Below are 18,469 nucleotides of genomic sequence, written 5' to 3'. Positions count from 1 at the left end.
ACTGTCATCCCAGCTGCTTTACCCTATTATTACGTATCTCCTTATTTCAGCATTACTCTGTTATGACCCTAACCCTTTACAATACCCTCACCCGTCGTCAAGAACCGTTTGAAACAGTCGAACCAGGAAAGGTTAAGATGTATTACTGCGGCGTGACAGTGTACGACTACTGCCATTTGGGTCATGCGAGAGCTTGCATTGTTTGGGATGTAATCCGCCGATACCTCCAGTTTATCGGTTATCAAGTGCGATATATTCAAAATTTTACTGATATTGATGACAAGATTCTGAATCGAGCCTGTGTTGAACATTCATCAATGGAAGCTGTAGCCGATCGCTTTATCAAAGCATATTTTGAGGATATGGCGCGGTTGGGGATTAAAGAAGCTGATGAGTATCCCCGTGCTACCCACACAATCAATGGCATTTTGCGGTTAATTCATGAATTGGAAAATAAGGGTTTTGCCTACCCTGCTGACGGTGATGTGTATTATCCAGTACGAGAGTTTGCTGAGTATGGCAAGCTTTCTGGACGCAAGTTAGAAGATATGCAAGCCGGGAAAAGCGATCGCGTCAACGTGGATGATCCAGAATACCAGAAAAAGAAAGACCCCTTTGATTTTGTTTTATGGAAAGCAGCAAAACCGGGAGAACCTGCTTGGGAATCACCTTGGGGCGCAGGTCGTCCTGGGTGGCATATAGAATGCTCGGCAATGGTGCGCGATCGCTTGGGTGATACGATAGATATTCATGCTGGTGGTACTGACTTAATTTTCCCCCACCACGAAAATGAAATTGCCCAATCTGAGGTTGTGACAGGAAAACCCCTAGCGCGTTACTGGTTGCATAACGGCATGGTGACAGTAGATGGTGAAAAAATGTCTAAATCTTTGGGCAACTTTATCACTATTCGAGAATTGCTGGATCGAGGAGTTGACCCGATGGCAGTGCGGTTGTTTGTGCTGACTGCTCAATATCGCACACCAATTGATTTTAGCGATGAAGCGATCGCCGCAGCAACCAACGGTTGGCACACCATTAAAGAAGGTTTACTTTTCGGCTACCAATACGGTGAAAAATTAGGCTGGGATTTAGGGACTGGGGACTGGGGACTAGGGACTGGGAATATCCCCATACCCAGTACCGAATACCCAGTACCCAATCCCTATGTTGAGCGTTTCCAAGAAACTGTGAATAACGACTTTAATTTTCCTGGTGGATTAACAGTGCTGTTTGAATTAGCCAAAGAACTGCGTCGTCAGGGAAATATTCTTGTGCATCAAGGGAAAACCGAAACATCACCAGAGGAGTTACAGCGACAATGGCAAACTCTCGTTACATTAGCTGGAGTTTTGGGTTTAGAAGCCGAGATAAAAGTCGAAACTCACACGAGTAGTGCTTTAAGCGATGCGGAAATTGAGGCTAAAATTCAGCAAAGGCAAGAAGCACGTAAAGGCAAGAATTTTGCCGAAAGCGATCGCATTCGTGACGAACTTCAAGCAGAAGGTATTACGCTAATTGATAGCCGTGATGGCACACGCTGGCACCGGAATTAGAGGGTACTGGGGAGTAGAAAGAAAATTCCTCTTCTCTGTACCCTTCCTAATTCCCTACTCCCTACTCCCTACTCCCTACTCCCCATTCTCCTAAATTATGTGGTCTGAACTTAAAAAAGCGATCGCTAGTTTCGACATTCCCGCTGATTGGATCGGTATTAGAGCCGTAAAGGAGACTTCTACTACCCGTTTAGTCCGTGACGCCTTACCCCAACTAAACGGCAAATCCTTCACTGTAGGAGCCATGTTGGAAGTTTTGGTCAATGGTTGTCTGGGTTATGCAGCAACTAACTCTCTGGAACTGTCTTCCCTACAAGCCGCTGCCCAAACAGCCTATAAACAGGCATTAGCAGCCAGTGAATGGTGGATACATCCCTTCCGTGAAAGTGAGCGCCCTAAAGTCGTTGGTGAATATAAATCTCCATTTCTTGAGCCATTGGATGCTCTGAGTCCGGGAGAAATCAACGATTTACTGGTTCGTGTTTGCCAAACACTGAAGGTTGACGACAAGATTGTGCAAACTATAGCCAGTGCTAGCACCAGTGAGAGAGAATCTTGGTTTGTTAGCAGCAACGGCTCAGAAGTCTATCAAAAAATACTATCTATAGGCACTAATTACGGAGCCACTGCCCAAGATGGCGCGGTTGTACAGCAGCGCAGTAACAACGGCTCGCAAGCAAACTGTTACCAAGGCGGACTCGAACTATTAAAACAAGAAGACTTATGGCATCGGGTGCGGCAAATTGGCGAACAAGCAGTAGAACTCTTGACAGCAGAAGAATGCCCAACTACCTGTACCAATTTAGTTTTAGCCCCAGACCAAATGATGCTGCAAATCCATGAAAGTGTCGGGCATCCTCTAGAAATTGACCGAATTTTGGGAGATGAGCGTAACTATGCTGGGGGCAGCTTCGTTAATAAAAGTGATTTTGGCAACCTAGTATATGGTTCGCCACTGATGAACATTACCTTTGATCCCACCGTGCCTGGTGAATTTGCCAGCTATGGCTTTGATGATACGGGTGCTGTAGCAACGCGGGAGTATTTGGTTAAAGAAGGTGTACTCCAACGGGGTTTAGGTAGTCTGGAGAGTCAAGCCAGAGCAGGCGTACCAGGAGTTGCCTGTGCCCGTGCTTCCTCATGGAATCGACCAGCGATCGATCGCATGGGTAACTTGAATTTAGAGCCTTTAAACGCCACCTTTGAAGACATTATTGGCGGGATAGAACACGGCGTTTACATGGAATCTAACCGATCTTGGTCAATTGACGATCGCCGCTACAAATTTCAATTTGGTTGCGAGTACGCTAAATTAATTGAAAACGGTAAACTCACCAAAACCCTCCGCAATCCTAACTATCGCGCCACAACACCAGAGTTTTGGCACAGCTTAATCCAAGTAGGGAATGCTGACAACTGGCAAATGTATGGTACTCCTTATTGTGGGAAAGGAGAACCAAATCAGGCCATTTGGGTAGGACATGGTTCACCTGTTTGTGTATTTGCTAATGTCGAAGTTTTTGGTGGAGGAAGTTGAAAGAGTTAGGAGTTAGGAGTTAAGAGTTAGGAGTGAATAATGAAGAGTGAAGAGTTGGTACTTAAGTAGGTAGGCATAATTAAACCAGGACTTACGCAAAAAAGTTCTGAAGTAGCGGTAATTCATGAATTATCGCTACGACAAATCAGGGTTTTGAGACAATTTTGCGTAAGTCCTATAAACATAAAATAAAATCCTAGTTCAAAGTGAGCGATTTATCGCTTAAAACAAGGATTATTAGGAGTAAAGTCCATACTACAAACTTTAATTCATTTACGCCTAGCTACTTAGGAGTTTTGAATTAAAAAAACTTTCAACATATAACTCCTAACTCCTGTACAGACGCGATTAATCGCGTCTCCTAACTCCTGTACAGACGCGATTAATCGCGTCTCCTAACTTTCTCCCCCTCCCTATTCCCTATTGATAATTAATATCCATGAAAATTGAGGAATTATCTGCGTTAGAAGTCAGCTTTAATCAACTGATTGAAACTCTGTTGAACAAAAAAGCAGAAAATGAACAATTCACTGTGAAACTAAGCAGTGAAAGAAGTCAATTTACTCGTTTCAATCATGCGAAAGTACGACAAACTGGTTGTGTTGCTGATGGTTGGATCGAACTGACTTTGATGGCAGACCAGCGCAACAGTGTTCGACAGTTTCCCTTTACTGGAAATTGGGACGGAGATTGGCAGTTAGCATATGCTGCTTTGCAGGAACTACGTGACGAACTTATTCTATTACCCATCGATCCATATCTAGTTTTACCATCAGGAAATAATACCAGTAGAGAAATACATTCTGGGAATTTATTGGCAGCGGAAGTAGTAGTACCAACTGTACTAAAACTAGTCGCTGAATTGGATTTTGCAGGGATATATGCAGGGGGAGTGGTAGTTAAAGCTTATGGTGATTCCAGCGGTCAAAAACACTGGTTTGCTACTGATTCTTTTACCTTAGATTATTCTCTATTTTCCACCTCTGGACAAGCAGTTAAGGGAACATTTGCAGGGAGCGATTGGGATGAATCTGCTTATATAGCAAAAATCAGCGAAGCCAAAAAGCAACTCGAATTGCTTTCTCGGCCAGTTAAAGAATTGCCACGGGGACAATACAAAACTTATTTTGCGCCTGCTGCTGTTGCAGATTTATTAATGATGCTTTCTTGGGGAGCTGTAAGCGAAGCTGATATCCAACAAGGAAATAGTTCTTTAGCTGCTTTATGGCGTCAAGAAAAACAACTTTCGACAGCATTTAGTTTGAAAGAAAACTTTCAACGGGGATTAGTGCCGCGATTTAATGAATTGGGAGAAATAGCAGCACCGGAGTTACCTGTAATAGAAAAAGGATATTTAGTAAATACTCTAATTAATTCTCGGACTGCTAAGGAATATCAAAAAACTACCAACGGCGCTAATGGTTCAGAGACTTTACGAGCGCCAGAAGTGAGTCCGGGAAATTTGGTATTTGAGCAGATTTTTCCGAGTTTAGATACAGGATTATATGTATCAAATTTGCATTACTTGAATTGGAGCGATCGCCAAACTGGTAGAATCACAGGGATGACCCGTTATGCTTGTTTTTGGGTAGAAAATGGAGAAATCATCGCTCCCATTGAAAACTTACGTTTTGATGAAAGTCTCTATCGCTTCTGGGGAGAAAATTTAGTAGATTTGACCAATTTTCAGGAATTTATTCCCGAAGTCGGAACATACGAAAGTCGCCAACTAGGAGGTAGTTTAGTTCCCGGTATGCTGGTGGAAGATTTTACATATACTTTGTAATCAGGTGCTGACAGAAAATCAAAAGCCAACAGATAGAATCTAACCTCACCCCGATAAAACTGTGCTTTATCTGCCCTCTCCTTACTAAGGAGAGGGGTTGGGGGTGAGGTTTGTCTCCCAATGCTAAAATCACCGAACTCTGTAAACTGCATTAATTACAATATCTTTGATACTTAAGTAAAGAATTAATAGCAACAATAAAAATTGCTCAAATTGAAGAATCGGATCTAAACGCCAACCTTGAAAAAACAAGACTATCCCGGATATTAACATTATAATTGGTGTAAATATCACTTGAATAATGTAAAGGGCTAAAGCCCAACCTGTAAGCCTAATTCCACGTTGGGATAGCCAAGCTACTGTTAAAATAAAGTAAACAATTGCCAAAATAAAATAAATAATTCCAATTAAACCAGCTATATTTAATCCAAAGTTAACTTGAGCGAAAGTAAGCATTTATTAAAAATCCTGCTTAATTACAAACCAAAACATTAAATTTATTTCCAGCTAGATTCAGCTTCAAGTATGGAAAGCTAAAAGTCTTCCTTAATGAAAATTATTGGGTTTCGCTATTGCTTAACCCAACCGATAATTCTTTTTCATCTCTCCTTAGAGCCTCTATTTCTTCTTACCAGGAGGTGAATTGCGCTGGGTGAGGTTATCAATTTGCAATTGTTGCCGTCCGTTGGTAATAATTCGCAACATATCTTTGAGATCCTGCTCAATATTTTCCAGAACGCCATCGGCATATGCATCAGCACCATCTTCAATTTCTTGAGCCTGAGCGATCGCAGTTTGTCGTATTTGCTCTAACTCTTGCTGACAAGCATACCGCTTGCGTTCAATCTCGGCGAGGGTTTCTTGCATTATTCCCTCACACTCTTGTTGCACTTGTCGCCGCAGTTGTTCAGCTTCTTGTTCTGCCTGTTGAATAATATCGCTTTCAGCTAAAATTTGCGCTCTTTTTGCCTGTGCGGCCTCAACGACCTGCTGGCCATACTCTTCCGCTTCTAGCAGAATTTCATCCTTTTGGTCGAGGATGGCTGCGGCTTCTTGAAAAAGTGATGGTAAGGCAAGCCGGATGTAATCAAGCTGATCCAGCAGCTTTTCTTCATCTATGAGTGTGCGTCCCGTCAGCGGAATCCTGAGGCTAGAGAGAACCATTTCCTCTAGGCGGTTGAGTTCCTGCTGAATATCTACGCTTCCCTCTCCACTGAGATACTCTTGAGGGGGGGGATTGCTTCCGTTGAGATTGGGTTCAACATTGGAGAGTTGTGATTGTAGCATTGGTATATATCTAGGGCAATGTGTGGGGGAACGAGATGATCGATAGAGCCACCAAACCTTGCAATCTCTTTTACCACACTACTACTTAAAAAACTATACTCATTTGAGGTTGCGAGAAAAACTGTTTCTATTTGGGTAGAAAGAGTTTTATTGGTGTGAGCCATTTGCAGTTCCACTTCAAAATCTGACACAGCCCGTAAACCCCGAAGCAAAACTTGTGCTTGTCGCATTTGGGCATAGTTGACGGTAAGACCATCAAAGCTGTCTACTTCTACATTAGGTAGATGTTGTGTAGAAAGACTGATCTGATCTAGCCGTTGCTGCACACTAAAAAGTGGCATTTTGTTGGGGTTCCGCAGTACAGCGACAATCACCCGCTCAAACAGCCGACTACCGCGCTGGATGAGGTCAAGGTGTCCCAAGGTGATGGGGTCGAAGCTACCAGGATAAATAGCAATCACAATTTTAAATATATCAAAGTTGTTTAGGTGATTATATCGAAACCGTTTTGTGTAACTTACTCAAATCTACCATCTTGCGCTCTGAGTAAGAATGCTAAACTCAATTGTTTTAGTGGCACAAGTTATGCTCAACTAGGCGTTAGGAACTAGACTCCTAAATATGGATACTGGATTTTTACCTATGTCCCCAGATGTGGAGGATTTAAGTGTAGTTCCAGTATTCGAGATGTCAGAAACTCCGTACTTAGCAAAGTGCGCGGGTAGTTAACGAAGTTTTCTAGGTAATTTTTCATGGCACTGGATTTTTCCACCTTGCCCTTGGCGTTTCAATTTACTTCTCCAGGACCGATTCTGGTGAAATTAGGGCCACTAAGTATCCGCTGGTATGGCTTATTAATTGCCACAGCAGTGTTAATTGGCGTCATCCTTTCCCAGCATTTGGCAAAGCGCCGTAATGTTGATCCTGAGTTGCTAGGCGATTTGTTTTTTTGGTTGTTGATTGGGGCAATTCCTGGCGCACGGCTATATTACGTTTTCTTTGAGTGGTCAAAATATGCCCCAACTCCAGGAAAAATCTTTGCTATCTGGGAAGGAGGTATTGCTATTCATGGAGCGATTCTTGGTGGGGTTTTAGCTGCGTTAATCTTTGCCAAAATCAAGCAGGTTTCTTTTTGGCAACTGGCAGATTTAGTAGCGCCTTCGCTGATTTTAGGGCAGGCGATCGGACGTTGGGGCAATTTCTTTAATTCTGAGGCTTTTGGTGATCCTACTGATTTACCCTGGAAGCTGTATATTCCGCCAGACCATCGTCCTCTAGACTATGTTAGTTTCGATTACTTTCATCCCACCTTCCTCTACGAATCTCTGTGGGATTTAATGGTGTTTACGCTACTAATAACGTTGTTTTTCCGGTCTTTATCCGGTAAGCCACGCTTGAAGGTAGGCACGCTGTTTCTAGTTTACTGGCCAGCCTACAGCTTAGGACGCTTGTGGATTGAAGGCTTTCGCACTGATAGCTTGATGCTGGGGCCGTTACGGATGGCACAAGTAGTCAGTAGTCTAGGAATTTTATTGGGATTAATTGGATTAGCTTGGCTTTACTTACTCAAACGCCCTTTACCCGATGTAGTTCCTACTCCCAAGGGAAATGGGGAGATGAGGGGATGAGGGAGCAGAGAGAGCAAGAATTTTAGATTTTGGATTTTGGATTTTAGATTGAAATTTAATCCAAAATTTAAAATCCAAAATCCAAAATTGAATTGCCCAATACCCAAAAATAAAAAATGCCCCAGAATATTTTCTAGGGCTTAACCAGGGTGCATCTACCATTACTCTCTACTAGGGAAAGAGGGCGAATCCGGAAAGATACTGAGAAAATATCAAAAAAGTTTTTTGGGGGATTGCCGTGTGTTCTTTTACAAGTGAATATACAGAAAACCTGAGCTATAAAAAAACATTACATGCCATAGAACCATCTGTGTACATTGTGGGAGCAGGCCCTGGAGATCCTGATTTATTAACGGTGAAGGCGCAAAAACTACTGGCTGCTGCTGATGTGATTTTATTTGCTGATTCTTTAGTACCCGAACAGATTTTAGAACTTTGCCGAGAAGATGCGGAGATAATTAGAACTGCGAATCAGACTTTAGAAGAAATTTTGCCGATCATGATCGATCGGGTGCGATCGCAGCACAAATCTCTAGTCCGTCTCCATTCTGGCGACCCCAGCCTCTACAGCGCCATCCACGAGCAAATGCACCTCCTCGCCGAGGCAAATATCCCTTTTGAAGTCATACCTGGTATCAGCGCTTTTCAAGCCGCTGCTGCCAAACTCAAAGTAGAACTGACTGTCCCTGGTTTAGTTCAAACCATAATTTTGACCCGCATCAGCGGACGTACAGAAGTTCCCGCCACTGAAGAATTAGCCTCTCTTGCAGCCCATCAGGCTAGCCTCTGCCTATATCTCAGTGCGCGTCACGTCGAAAATGCCCAAGCTAAACTACTGGAACATTACCCAGTCGAAACCCCCATTGCAATTTGCTTTCGCATCGGATGGCCCGATGAAAAAATCCGGGTTGTCCCCCTTAATCAAATGGCAGACTGCACTCATAAAGAAAAACTAATTCGCACTACACTTTATATAATCAGTCCAGCCCTCTCGACAGCAACAGGGCGATCGCGTTTATATCATCCCGAACATAGTCATCTATTTCGCTCATCTGATCACTAAATGTTGGGACATTGGGCATTGGAAAAACTCCCCCTCATCTCAATACGGTTCGGTAAACTTAACAGTGTGAATAAAATCCAAAATCCCAATTCAGTACTATGCCATTAATTAAAGTGCAAACTTCTGCATCTGCTCCTCAAAAAGCTGAAATTGAGTCAATGCTTTTAAACCTATCAGCCAAGTTAGCAAAACATCTGGGAAAACCAGAATCTTATGTAATGACTGCTTTTGAACCGGGAATCCCCATGACCTTTGCAGGGAATACAGACCCGGTTTGCTACATTGAAATTAAGAGTATTGGCACGATGAAGCCAGACCAAACCGCAGCGATGAGTCAGGACTTTTGCCAGCAGATTAACCAAACTCTAGGTGTGCCTAAAAATCGCATTTACATAGAGTTTGCAGACGCCAAGGGTGCAATGTGGGGCTGGAACGGCGCAACCTTTGGATAATTACCCATCTTCGTTGGTCAAGACTAAGTTAATCTGGCAGGTGTAGGATAGAGATCCTACATCAACTCTTGATTTTTTATGTCTGCTACGCCTCTTGTATCTCAAGTTGAGTTACACAACCCAGAAAAATTAGAACTAATTCCACCCCTACTAGGTGCGAGCGTTACCGAGTTAACTGCTTGGGTACAGCAGCAGGGACAACCTGCTTATAGAGGAAAGCAACTGCATGAATGGATCTATGACAAGGGCGTGCGATCGCTATCTGATATTTCTGTCTTCCCCAAGCAATGGCGGAAAGAAGTAGCAGAAATTCCGATTGGGCGCTCAATTTTACATTACCGCTCTGTGGCCCCCGATGGTACGGTCAAATATCTTTTACGATTAACAGACGGTCAAATTATTGAAACTGTTGGCATCCCCACCTTCGCAGAAGCGGGAGAAGGCCCAAAATCTCGTCTGACAGTTTGTGTTTCTACTCAGGTGGGTTGCCCAATGGCGTGTGATTTCTGCGCTACTGGTAAGGGTGGCTACAAGCGGAACCTAGCACGGTACGAAATTGTCGATCAGGTGTTGACTGTGCAAGAAGATTTTCAGCAACGGGTTAGCAATGTAGTGTTCATGGGACTGGGTGAACCGTTGTTGAATACTGAGAATGTCTTAGCAGCCCTGAAATCCCTAAATCAAGATGTCGGTATTGGGCAGCGATCGCTTACTGTTTCAACTGTTGGTATTCGCGATCGCATCCGTCAGTTCGCGCAAAACCATTTGCAAATCACTATGGCTGTGAGTCTCCACGCACCCAACCAAGCATTGCGGGAAAAACTCATTCCCAGCGCCCGCGCCTATCCTCTAGAAGATTTGCTGGCTGAATGTCGAGAATATGTGGAAATCACTGGACGCCGCGTTACCTTTGAGTACGTTCTCCTTGCTGGTGTTAATGATTTACCAGAACATGCATTGGAACTTTCAAAATGCCTGCGAGGATTTCAAAGTCATGTGAATTTGATTCCTTACAATCCCATCCAAGAAGTAGACTACAAACGCCCCAACCGTGAGCGCATTCAAGCTTTTGTCAACGTCCTCAAGCAGCAAAATACTGCTGTTAGTGTCCGTTATTCCCGTGGTTTAGAAGCTGATGCTGCTTGCGGACAATTGAGAGCAAGTAAGAATTAAACCTCTTGCAGTCAATTTTATGAATGAATATGGAACCACAGATAAACCCAGATCTATCCTGAGAATTATCTCTGTTTATCTATGGTGTAAAACCGCCTGAAATCCTTTTTTAACTTACCTGCCGCAGGTAGATGGATTACGGAAATCCGGCCAACCATGTAAAAAATTTGAATCTATAATTTAATTAAGATGAATATGTGAAAAAGGATATTTTTATGCAAAATCAAAATAAGGCACTGGATATAACCTTGATTTAGGAAGGTATTCTTAATGCACTGATATTTAGAGAACGTTATGGACTGGAGACGCCGCAGGTATCGCGCAATCCCATAACGGTGAATAAAGCATTAGCTTTAGTTAGCTATTTTAAGCCCTTGCATTTATGTATAGGGTAATTGTGAATTATGTTGACATTTTAAGGGTTTAGCGATCGCTAAACCCAACCTACAATAATTGAGGAAATAACTGCATGTTGAATCGCTCATTAATGCTTAAACTATGGCTACTAGTGATTGTTCTTGCAAAAGCTTTGCCGATTAATTCTCCTGCATACGGACAAATAATTCAGACGAATCCTCAACAACCCGAATCCTTTCAAGAAAGAATGAGACAACAACAAGAGGAGCGAAATCAGCAAACACAAGAGCAATTTAAGGAAACATGGCTACGGCTAAACCTTCAACAACCACAACTACAACAACAACAGATAATACAACAGCAAGAATTTACACGACAACAGCAAGAACTGATCCGCCAGCAACAATTTAGACTACAACAGGAAGAAACAAGACTACAACAGCAAGATTTTACACAACAGCAACAGCTGAGAGTACAACAGCAACAACTCAGACAAGATCAACAAATTAGACAACAGCAACAATTTAGATTACAACAACAGAGACAACTCAGACAACAGAAGGACAACCTGTGAAGTTTTCAAAATTCATGATAAATAACCTTATTATTAAAAATTAGAGAAAACATTCTCCAATTTTTAATTTTTATTATCTAGCGGTGTGCGTAAATACCAGGGGCATAAGCCTCAATGACTTTGCCAGTGCGAGTGCAACTAATCATTAAATAGTCACAACTTGGGCATTGTGTCCGAGTTAATTGACTATCAGAAATATAATAACGCTCCGCGTGACTGCCACAATTTGGGCAGTAAATCTTTTGTACTATCTGCATTTTAAAACCCCTGGTTGTAATTATTTTTTATCTGGTAAAGCTGCAAGTTAAGCCAGTAAAAATTTTGGTTCGACCCAACTTAACAAACTACTGTAATATTGGCTGATTATTTTAAACAAAATTTCAGGTTTGAAAACTTTTCGATATCTTTATTATCCTAAAACTTAAGTGATTTTACCCTCCTACTTTAGATACATAAATTCTTTTTTAATTAAATGCTGCTTAGAGATTTACTGATCCCTATGATTAATGCCTTGAGAGAGCCTTATTTATAGTCATTTCAGATGACTACAAAAAAAACCCGTTCTTGTATTCAAAAATTAAAATCTGGAAAATACTGTATCTTTAGTAACAAAATCTCTATCTTAATATTTAGTTAATATTTGCCGACAAGATTTATGAGATTAAATTCTGGTGAAATAATTTAATCCCAAGTAGCCAACTTCTAAAGCGACGGCTTTTTTCGCTCGGCTCAAAACTTCAAGAGCCGCTCAAAATTCTCTTGGCGTGTGATTGATTTCTGCGCTACTGCTAAAGGAGGTTACAAGCGCAACCTAGCAAGGGATGAAATTGTCGAGTAGGTTTTGACTGTACAAGAAGATTTTCAGCAACGGGTTAGCAATGTAGTGTTTATAAGTATGATAACCCGTTTTTGAGTACCATAAATCAGCGATCATTAAGTGTTTATACAGATGGTATTGGCGATCGCCCCTCTAAGGTTGTAGGTCAAAAGATGCTTTATTGATGAGGATATCGTTTTGAAATCTAAGTGTGACACTCCAGTATGGATTCATATCATCTATTCTTTGAGATTCGTAATCAGTCAAATAAACATCTTGATTGTTCCACTGGTAAAACTTCTCATGTATTTGTCCATTAGCGGAATCGATATTGTTTTCATAAATCAAGATACCATCCCAGCCTATAATCGAACGAACTTCATTATAAGACATGCCTGGAGATATAGAGTTATATAAATTTTCCCTGATTTCAGATGACAAATTTCTCTGTTGAATCTGTATATTATCGTAGGGATTTTGATTAAAAACTTTGAACATAGAGTTCATAAATAAGATAGGCATCTGATTCATAGATATCACTCTAGGCGAATAGTTAAACGCAATCCACGCCAATAAAGCAATAGCTAACAAGATTAAATATTTCATAAAAAAAGGGTGGAATAACCACCCTACAATTTTTTCTACTTATATCAAGCGGGGTCATTACTAACGAATACCTGCACTGCTTTCGTGGGAGCTTGTGTATGAATTCATGATAGTATTGATTGTACCCCATACTCTAGTTGTCATCTTTTCGTTAAAACTACCATTTAGTTCAGAACCAGTATTCTGAAGAGTATAATTTTTCACCGATTTTCTAACATTACCATTGTTATATTCTGTTTCAACCGTACCATCAATGTACATCTTGTCAGACGAAGAACTGTAATCTTGAGTGCGATTTGAATTGGTTACAATATCAATGTTTAAATTAGTCTCTGTTCTGCTACCCTGAATTGTCCACTGGTTCAAGACAAAAGTTTCACCTGCTAAGGCAGGGCTAGTAAACAAAGTAGCAAGAATAGCTAAACCGACAACTTTCTTCATTACTTTGTCCTTATTATAAATTAGTTGCCTTTGTCAGATAAACTAATCTCGCCAAAGGAACTAAAAGAAGTACTAGGGTGGATTAACCACCCTAGAATCTTTTCAAATTACATCAAGCACTATTAAGAACTAACGAACACCTGCGCTGGTTTCGTGAGCATCAGTATATGCATTAGTTGTAGTATTAATAGTACCCCCAATGTTAGTCAAATTAGTTTCACTATATTTACCAGACAGCTCACTACCTGCGTTATAAATGGTAAATTTATCAAAGAAAAGTGTTGTACCACCATCTGGTAGTTCGCTGATATTAATATCACCATCGACATCAACCTTGTCAGCCGAAGAACTGTATTTTTCGTCCCGTTGTGAAGAAGTCTTAGAATCAAGTATTAAATTGGTCTTTGTTATGCTATCACTCCATGAATCTTCGCTACGCACAAATGTTTCACCAGCAAAAGCAGGGGTAGCTAAGAAGGTAGCAAGAATAGCCAAACCAAGAACTTTTTTCATGAGTTTATCCTCGTTATGAATTAGTTGTCTTTTTCAGCCTCATTTTTAGGTAATTCTTGAGACTGAAACTTAGGAACTTTGTTAGGTTCATTTGTATTAGTTCTGTTTATAGCAACCCCTTTACAGACAGCAGAAATAGTAGGAAAGCTGTCAGGGCTTAGTTGGATACCAGCGCTGATTAATTCAGCACAGGCACGAGCATTGATAATCTCTACATCATATTGAGTCTTACGACTAATAGTTTCAGCCATTCCCTTGCAAGTACTCTCTAAGCTTCCACCCAGAGGGAAAACTATAGCAGCATTCACAGCATAAGAGGCGTTGTTAGAGAAACTAATCCCGTCATAAGAACTCAAAGCAGTCCCTAATATTAAAGATGGTCGCGGACACACAACATTTATTCCAGCTACTCCTTGAATCTTATAAGTAGCCGATTCACCAAGGTTATAAACTCCTGTTTGATTAATTGCAGCAGAGTTCCGTTGTTGGTTATCAAGAGTCTGCTCTTGATTAGGCTGAGATTGGGAATTAACAGAGTTAGTGACAGACTGTGCTTGGGCTTCGAGATTTATGCTAACTACTCCGAGTAGACACAGTAAGGAATGGTTAGTGAATAGTCGTAGAGCTTTTTTAAACATTTGAAGTTTTGTAGATATTGCAAAGTAAGGATGTTAAGAGTCATGGATTAAGTAAGTTGGCAGAATAAAACCAAACTCTGTGAAGAAAGATAAATTCAGGTAAAACTGTCTTTCCTCTTGCCTCCTACCTCCTACTTTCTGCCTTATCCCAACGACAAATTTTTACGCTGACCTACTTGGTTTACTAATTGGGTGTTTTACCTCATTCAAACAATAAAAAGTATCATTGCAATCCGGAGAACTTGCCACTTGATTTACTCTTTAAAGTGTTGATTTTTCTGGTATTTTGCTGTTCGTTATTCATCACAAATCAATATTCCCAACGATCCAAGAAAAACACGAGGGGGGTTTTGTGGGATTAAGTGGGAGATTGGCAAAAATTAAGATTCATAAAACGAATATAAAATTACAGTTTGATTTCTGCTAATGTACTGAGATTTTAAGCTTGGTTTAAGCAAAGCTTTTACTAATCTGGCTTTTCAAAAATCAAATAACATTCTTATATCAAGCTTTTAGTCAAGTTCTTCAACTTGGCCCTATCGTTTCCTAATTAGTACAGCACGGCAGAAATGAAGCTATGATTCAAAACAGTCAAAACGCTTCCATCATAAGCATTGTGAATATTGAATATTGCGTACTCCTTCTTTACGGGACGCTACGCGAAAAAAGAGGCAAGCTACGCGCAGCATCTCGAAGAGTTGCGATACTAGCTATTGATTTGAGCTAGAGAAGACAATGTGCTGAGAATTTTGAGAAATTGGTTTTTCGAGTAACTTTGTTGTCAGTGGAATTTTCTGCAAGCACTTGCGATCGCTATCGTCAGCCCCAGAAACATCGACCGAAAGTCCTGATCCTACTGGACGTTAATAGTTGATCATTTTAATGATGATTCAGTCGTTCTAAAGTAGAAGAGAAGAAGCAAAATTTTTAAAGCAATGACGATAACAATTTAAAGATAAAATAAAGCTCAAATAAAGTTTTTGAAAAGTTAGTCAATAGAAGCGAATTTTTTAAAGATCAAATAAACTTGCTCATCAATTAGTTAATACCATTGTATCATTAGTAATACTTAAGTAGATAATACTTGAAATCATTTCAAGTTAATAAATTTTATATGACTCCTATTTGATTTTTGAAAAAACGAGCTGCGGAAACCTCTGCTCAGACAAATCTGGGCAACGCAGTGGCTCTCTTTGAGAGAAGGGGTCTTAAACCCTTTAATTTACGATAATTAATCATCTACCCAAAAATCATCAGATTAGTTTGACGTATGAACATTCAAGAGTTATTAATTATTGCGGATAAAGTGGTATCGAAATCATCTGGTAGACATTTGACTGATTTACAAAGTGATTTGTTAAAAGCATCTTCTGAAAATCAGACATACGAACAGTTTGCCAACGATCGCGGCTACTGCCTCGATTATATAAAGAAGGATGTAGGGTCTGCCTTATGGCAATTGCTATCTCAAGCATTAGGAGAGAAAGTTACAAAAAAGAACTTTCGGCAAGCGTTAGAGCGATATCAACAGTCTGAAAAATTTGTGACTTATAACGAAAAAGAAAAACAACAATATTTTGGCATCTTCCTGATGTTTTGGCTTTCTAGGGAAGCACAGAAGAATTCGACAACCTTTGACAATTGATACTACAGCATAGATGCCAAGTAATACTGCTACCTTGGAATTAAAACTTCACTAATTGAAAATTTCAAATACTTATGTCATATGCTTTTCACCCATATCAAGATGGATGAAAATAATCGTAAATTTCTTGAGCCAATCGTGGGCCGATTCCTGGAACCTCAGCGAGTTGTACAGTTGTTGCTTGCCGAATATAGTCAACTGAGCGAAAATGTCCTAGTAGTTGCTTTTGTCGATGATGTCCTAAACCAGGAATTTCATCTAAACGCGATCGCTTCAATTTATCACTGCGCTGCTGACGATGGAAACTCACTGCAAACCGATGCGCTTCATCCCGCAACCGCCGCAATAACTGTACCCCCGGTTGTTCTGCATCAGTTGTCAAGGGTTTAGATTCTCCCGGTAAAAAAATCTCTTCTCGCTGCTTTGCTAAACTCACAACTCGCAAGTCTTCTAATAAATTCATCTCTTGCAAGACGGCGATAACCGATGATAACTGACCTTTACCACCATCGATCATGATTAAATCAGGCCAGTCGGGATTACCTAAACGTGGTAGTTGCTGATTTGTAGAGTCGTCTGAGGCTACAGATTCCTCAACGCTATATTTACGGAACCGCCGCTGGATGACTTCAGCAAGACTAGCAAAATCATCTGAGTGTCCCGCTGTCACAGTGGGATTTTTAATTTTGTAGTGGCGATAGTGTTGTTTAGCTGGTAATCCGTCGATAAACACGACTTGCGAAGCTACAGCATTTGACCCTTGAATATGGGAAATGTCATAACCTTCGATGCGGTGGGGTACATCTGGTAAATCGAGAATGGCTGCTAAATCTTGCATTGCTTGGTGATTGCGATCGCCTAGTTTTTGCATTCTTTGCAATTCATACTGGGCATTTCGCTCTACCATCTCAATTAATTCTGCCTTAGTTTGCCGCAAAGGAGTTAATATTGTGACTTTTTTCCCTTTACGTTGAGTTAAGATATCCGCCAATATTTCCGCATCTGGTAACTCATGCTGTACCAAAATCTCTGTGGGTATTTCCACGGAGTCAGCAGTTTGGTAATGTTCCTCTAAAGCTCGTTGTAAAATAGCTCCTGGTTCTGCGTGAGCATCCGCCACAAAGGCCAAGCGTCCTACCAATTGCCCAGCGCGAATCTGGAATAGTTGAATGCAGGCGTGCTGTTCGTCGGCTGCCAGTGCGATCGCATCCCGCGAAACTGTATCATCTGGTAAGGACACTTTTTGATCAGCTGTCAGTGACTTTAACCCAGAAATTTGATCGCGAATTCGCGCCGCTGACTCAAAATTCAAGTTCTCAGAGGCTGCGTTCATCTGTTGGGTCAAAATATCAATCAGTTCCTGAGTTCGACCTTGAAAGACCATCGCCACCTTTTGGACAATTTTGCGATATTCTTCTGGTGGCATCATCTGTTGACACACACCCGGACAACGCCCTAAATCATAATTTAAGCAAGGACGGTCTTTGAAAAGTGGTTGAGGTCGTTGTCGCTGTGGGAAGATGCGCTTACATAGGCGGACAATTTCTCGCAATAGCCCAGCATCAGTATAAGGCCCGTAAAATTTATCCTTTTCTTTGCCGAATTGGCGTTTACGGGTAATAAAAATTCGAGGATAATCTTCTGACCAAGTAATGCAGAGATAGGGATATTTTTTATCATCTTTGAGCAGCACATTAAAGTATGGCTGATGCTGCTTGATCAAGTTGGCTTCTAGCGCTAGCGCTTCAGCTTCAGTATCAGTGACGATGAATTCAATTTCTGTCACCAACTTCACCATCGTGGCGATGCGTTCACTCTTGTTGTAGCCATCCCGGAAATAGGAACGGACACGCGATCGCAACTTACGTGATTTACCTATATATATAATGCGATCGCTCCTGTCCCGCATGAAATAAACCCCCGGTTCCGGTGGAATTTCGGATAGACGGTTTTCCAGTCGTTCTGGTTCTTTAAGCAGTGGTAATATTTGAGTAGATATTGTCACAACGAAAATTAGCTAATCTTTATCTATTTTAAGAAAAATTATTTTTTCGTGCCGATTTCACAGACTATTTATCAAGTAAATATAAAGTAGCCCTGATGAGCTGCATACACCAGAACAGATGAAAGAGTGACTGGGACTAGTATTTTTTACTCAGCACGGGCTAAACCATAGCTATCCGCTAACAGCACTTTCAAGTCAGCTAGGCTTTTAGTTCACCAAAAAAGAAGTCTGTAAACGCTTCTGCGGCTACTATACGAGAACGCCAAAAGCGAACTGGCTGGGTGGGTCAGTTTCCAAGCTAGACGCTTGCCGGAAAAATTGCTGCAAGCATCAGAACTTTGGTGCAGACGAGAGTTTGTTTAGCTGCGACCTTAGTCAGCAGCTGCTACTC

Annotated in this window: 18 protein-coding genes and 1 pseudogene; 10 read left to right on the top strand and 9 right to left on the bottom strand. The window is 41.1% G+C overall.

Features of this window, described 5'->3' with window-relative positions; genetic code table 11:
* Positions 1-62 precede the first annotated feature (62 nt).
* The 3 genes from cysS to V7K30_RS28710 all read left to right on the top strand — a co-directional run bounded on the left by cysS (position 63) and on the right by V7K30_RS28710 (position 4,879).
* Positions 63-1,556 carry a cysteine--tRNA ligase gene (cysS, locus tag V7K30_RS28720; RefSeq protein ID WP_335005169.1) on the top strand — a complete coding sequence of 498 codons (1,494 nt, stop codon included), beginning with the start codon at positions 63-65 and terminating at the stop codon, positions 1,554-1,556.
* 97 nt (positions 1,557-1,653) lie between these two features.
* Positions 1,654-3,093, top strand: a complete 1,440-nt coding sequence (locus V7K30_RS28715) for a TldD/PmbA family protein (protein WP_335005167.1) — start codon at positions 1,654-1,656, stop codon at positions 3,091-3,093.
* 439 nt (positions 3,094-3,532) lie between these two features.
* Positions 3,533-4,879, top strand: coding sequence for a TldD/PmbA family protein (locus V7K30_RS28710; RefSeq protein ID WP_335005165.1), 1,347 nt, complete (start codon positions 3,533-3,535; stop codon positions 4,877-4,879).
* A gap of 129 nt (positions 4,880-5,008) precedes the next feature.
* On the opposite strand, the gene V7K30_RS28705 is transcribed toward V7K30_RS28710, so the two are convergent.
* The 3 genes from V7K30_RS28705 to coaD all read right to left on the bottom strand — a co-directional run bounded on the left by V7K30_RS28705 (position 5,009) and on the right by coaD (position 6,627).
* Positions 5,009-5,335, bottom strand: a complete 327-nt coding sequence (locus V7K30_RS28705) for a Ycf66 family protein (RefSeq protein WP_335005163.1) — start codon at positions 5,333-5,335, stop codon at positions 5,009-5,011.
* 162 nt (positions 5,336-5,497) lie between these two features.
* Positions 5,498-6,166, bottom strand: a complete 669-nt coding sequence (locus V7K30_RS28700) for a DivIVA domain-containing protein (RefSeq protein WP_335005161.1) — start codon at positions 6,164-6,166, stop codon at positions 5,498-5,500.
* A complete protein-coding gene (coaD, locus tag V7K30_RS28695) occupies positions 6,076-6,627 on the bottom strand; it encodes a pantetheine-phosphate adenylyltransferase (RefSeq protein ID WP_273763736.1) in 552 nt (183 codons plus the stop codon). The genes V7K30_RS28700 and coaD overlap by 91 nt, the downstream gene beginning before the upstream one ends.
* A 291-nt stretch (positions 6,628-6,918) precedes the next feature.
* Here coaD and lgt point away from each other — a divergent pair, with 291 nt between their 5' ends.
* The 5 genes from lgt to V7K30_RS28670 all read left to right on the top strand — a co-directional run bounded on the left by lgt (position 6,919) and on the right by V7K30_RS28670 (position 11,413).
* The gene (gene lgt / locus V7K30_RS28690; protein ID WP_335005159.1) at positions 6,919-7,794 is read left to right on the top strand and encodes a prolipoprotein diacylglyceryl transferase; all 876 of its coding nucleotides are present in this window, start codon (positions 6,919-6,921) and stop codon (positions 7,792-7,794) included.
* 238 nt (positions 7,795-8,032) lie between these two features.
* Positions 8,033-8,857 carry a precorrin-4 C(11)-methyltransferase gene (gene cobM, locus V7K30_RS28685; RefSeq protein ID WP_335005157.1) on the top strand — a complete coding sequence of 275 codons (825 nt, stop codon included), beginning with the start codon at positions 8,033-8,035 and terminating at the stop codon, positions 8,855-8,857.
* A 98-nt stretch (positions 8,858-8,955) separates the two neighbouring features.
* The gene (locus V7K30_RS28680) at positions 8,956-9,309 is read left to right on the top strand and encodes a phenylpyruvate tautomerase MIF-related protein (protein ID WP_335005155.1); all 354 of its coding nucleotides are present in this window, start codon (positions 8,956-8,958) and stop codon (positions 9,307-9,309) included.
* Between the two features lie 78 nt (positions 9,310-9,387).
* Complete coding sequence (gene rlmN, locus V7K30_RS28675) at positions 9,388-10,482, top strand: 23S rRNA (adenine(2503)-C(2))-methyltransferase RlmN (protein WP_335005153.1); 1,095 nt, start codon at positions 9,388-9,390, stop codon at positions 10,480-10,482.
* A gap of 469 nt (positions 10,483-10,951) precedes the next feature.
* On the top strand, positions 10,952-11,413 hold the full coding sequence (locus V7K30_RS28670) for a hypothetical protein (RefSeq protein ID WP_335005151.1): 462 nt from the start codon (positions 10,952-10,954) through the stop codon (positions 11,411-11,413).
* Between the two features lie 77 nt (positions 11,414-11,490).
* Here V7K30_RS28670 and V7K30_RS28665 read toward each other — a convergent pair whose 3' ends face one another.
* On the bottom strand, positions 11,491-11,670 hold the full coding sequence (locus V7K30_RS28665) for a replication restart DNA helicase PriA (RefSeq protein WP_335005149.1): 180 nt from the start codon (positions 11,668-11,670) through the stop codon (positions 11,491-11,493).
* Between the two features lie 515 nt (positions 11,671-12,185).
* On the opposite strand from V7K30_RS28665, the pseudogene V7K30_RS28660 reads away from it, so the two are divergent.
* Positions 12,186-12,379: pseudogene (locus V7K30_RS28660) on the top strand (23S rRNA (adenine(2503)-C(2))-methyltransferase RlmN); the annotation flags it as partial.
* Between the two features lie 4 nt (positions 12,380-12,383).
* Here V7K30_RS28660 and V7K30_RS28655 read toward each other — a convergent pair.
* The 4 genes from V7K30_RS28655 to V7K30_RS28640 all read right to left on the bottom strand — a co-directional run bounded on the left by V7K30_RS28655 (position 12,384) and on the right by V7K30_RS28640 (position 14,428).
* Positions 12,384-12,836 (bottom strand): hypothetical protein, encoded by a 453-nt coding sequence (locus V7K30_RS28655; RefSeq protein ID WP_335005147.1) that lies wholly within the window; start codon positions 12,834-12,836, stop codon positions 12,384-12,386.
* 60 nt (positions 12,837-12,896) lie between these two features.
* Positions 12,897-13,277, bottom strand: coding sequence for a hypothetical protein (locus V7K30_RS28650; protein WP_335005145.1), 381 nt, complete (start codon positions 13,275-13,277; stop codon positions 12,897-12,899).
* 129 nt (positions 13,278-13,406) lie between these two features.
* The gene (locus V7K30_RS28645) at positions 13,407-13,790 is read right to left on the bottom strand and encodes a hypothetical protein (RefSeq protein WP_335005143.1); all 384 of its coding nucleotides are present in this window, start codon (positions 13,788-13,790) and stop codon (positions 13,407-13,409) included.
* Positions 13,791-13,810: 20 nt separating this feature from the next.
* Positions 13,811-14,428 (bottom strand): hypothetical protein, encoded by a 618-nt coding sequence (locus V7K30_RS28640; RefSeq protein ID WP_335005141.1) that lies wholly within the window; start codon positions 14,426-14,428, stop codon positions 13,811-13,813.
* A 1,270-nt stretch (positions 14,429-15,698) separates the two neighbouring features.
* Here V7K30_RS28640 and V7K30_RS28635 point away from each other — a divergent pair.
* Positions 15,699-16,073: a hypothetical protein gene (locus V7K30_RS28635; RefSeq protein ID WP_335005139.1), complete on the top strand. Its 375-nt coding sequence runs from the start codon at positions 15,699-15,701 to the stop codon at positions 16,071-16,073.
* Positions 16,074-16,170: 97 nt separating this feature from the next.
* Here the strand turns inward: V7K30_RS28635 and uvrC are convergent, their stop codons facing one another.
* Complete coding sequence (gene uvrC, locus V7K30_RS28630; protein ID WP_335005137.1) at positions 16,171-18,078, bottom strand: excinuclease ABC subunit UvrC; 1,908 nt, start codon at positions 18,076-18,078, stop codon at positions 16,171-16,173.
* Positions 18,079-18,469 lie beyond the last annotated feature (391 nt).

Source organism: Nostoc sp. (assembly GCF_036917655.1).
Taxonomy (GTDB): Bacteria; Cyanobacteriota; Cyanobacteriia; order Cyanobacteriales; family Nostocaceae; genus Nostoc.
Note: the sequence above shows the minus strand (reverse complement) of the source record. Positions and strands in the feature narration are given on the sequence as shown.